The organism is Algibacter sp. (genome assembly GCF_049667265.1).
In the GTDB taxonomy this organism is placed as follows: domain Bacteria; phylum Bacteroidota; class Bacteroidia; order Flavobacteriales; family Flavobacteriaceae; genus Algibacter_B.
On record NZ_JBATHX010000266.1, the window covers coordinates 1 to 1,505 of the forward strand.

Annotated in this window: 3 protein-coding genes; all 3 read left to right on the forward strand. The window is 30.0% G+C overall.

What is annotated here, in order from left to right:
- Positions 1–488, forward strand: a 488-nt coding sequence (locus WBN21_RS10010) for a hypothetical protein (protein WP_424199868.1), incomplete at its 5' end; no start/stop codon positions are given.
- Entirely contained in the window at positions 475–873 is a 399-nt protein-coding gene (locus WBN21_RS10015) for a hypothetical protein (protein ID WP_424199869.1), read from the forward strand. The genes WBN21_RS10010 and WBN21_RS10015, both read left to right, overlap by 14 nt.
- 28 nt (positions 874–901) lie before the next feature.
- Positions 902–1,505, forward strand: a 604-nt coding sequence (locus WBN21_RS10020; RefSeq protein WP_424199871.1) for a hypothetical protein, incomplete at its 3' end; no start/stop codon positions are given.

Sequence of the window (1,505 nt, forward strand, 5' to 3'; positions counted from 1 at the left end):
GGGTATTCCTTTATGATTCAAAAGTTCTAGACCATCCATTAACCATACATGTTGGAGATGACTCTGATTATTTATTAAATAATTGGACCTCTATGTCTGGCTTTACATCTGTAAGAGAAATTAAAACCTCAACTTATCATGGTGAAGTATCAGCACAAGAAGCATCCTTGATATATCACAACGGTAAAGAAATTATTTATATCGTAGATCGCTGTAACGGATTGGAATTAATGGTATTATATATTGGTTTTATTGTCTGTATGCCTTCCAAATTTTTGCGCAAAGTACTTTATATTATTATAGGTGTTATGCTTCTAGATATAACCAATATTTTAAGATGTTCTGGCTTGATTTTTTTAAGAGAATATTATCATGCTTATTTTGAATTTGCACATCATTACCTTTTACAAGCTTCCATGTATACGGTAACTTTTTTAATGTGGATGTTCTATGCGCGTAAAATCAAACTAAAAAATGACACTATATAAAACAGATAAGGTTCGCTTTATATCGGGCCTAATTATTATCATTATTATCTATTCCTGGTATTTCTTGTATTTTGTAGAAAATAAGCAAACGGCTAATATTCCAAGGAAAATTAGACACATCATTACCCTATTAATTACGATAACAGTTTATTTTGTTGGAACATACCATCTTGGTAAATTAAAGGATACTTGGATGGCAACCATTTGGCATATTGTTCATATTTCGGGTTTATTTATTATTACTTCCATTGGTTTATTTGATTGGTTTATTGGCGGAAGCTTAATGTTAAGCCGATTTGCTAAAACCATTCAGGAAATACTAATATCTCCAGTTTTATATGTTGCCATGGGGCTGCTTAACCGTAGTTTAAAAAAAGAATCTTAACTTTATTCTATAAAACAAATAATAAAAATTGCCACACATACTTAAAAACAAAAATCTAGAAATCCATTTAGACCTTCCAACTGAAAACTATAATTTTTCGAGATTCGACTGGACAGGAAAAATAGTTGAAGTTACATTCAATAACATCCCTGTAACTACTATCGAAGATAAAGCGAGTAAAAACGAACATCATATTGGAAAAGGTTTTTATAATGAATTTGGTATTGATAGCGCCATAGGATTCGATGAAACTGAAATAGGAGATTGGTTTCATAAAATAGGCGTGGGTCTATTAAAAAAAGAAGGATACGAATACTTCTTTAATAAAAACTATAAAATCAACCCTGCCAAATTTAAAGTTACTGCTAAAGTAAATAGCATTTTAATAATTTGTGAATCTGAGTCTGTTAATGGCTATTCTTATATTTTAAAAAAGGAGATTTTATTACTTGATAATGCCTTCACAATTAAATATAACTTACAAAATACTGGCAAAAAAAACATCAGCACAAGTGAATATACTCACAATTTTACGGCAATAAATCACGATTCAATAGGGAGAAACTATGTGTTAAAATTTCCATTTGAAATAAAACCCGAACTATTTACCGAAACTGTAAACCCAGAACAAA

Bases quoted from the DNA above. Each gene is read 5' to 3' on its own strand.
- WBN21_RS10015 (WP_424199869.1), top strand. From the start codon at position 475: ATGACACTATATAAAACAGATAAGGTTCGCTTTATATCGGGCCTAATT.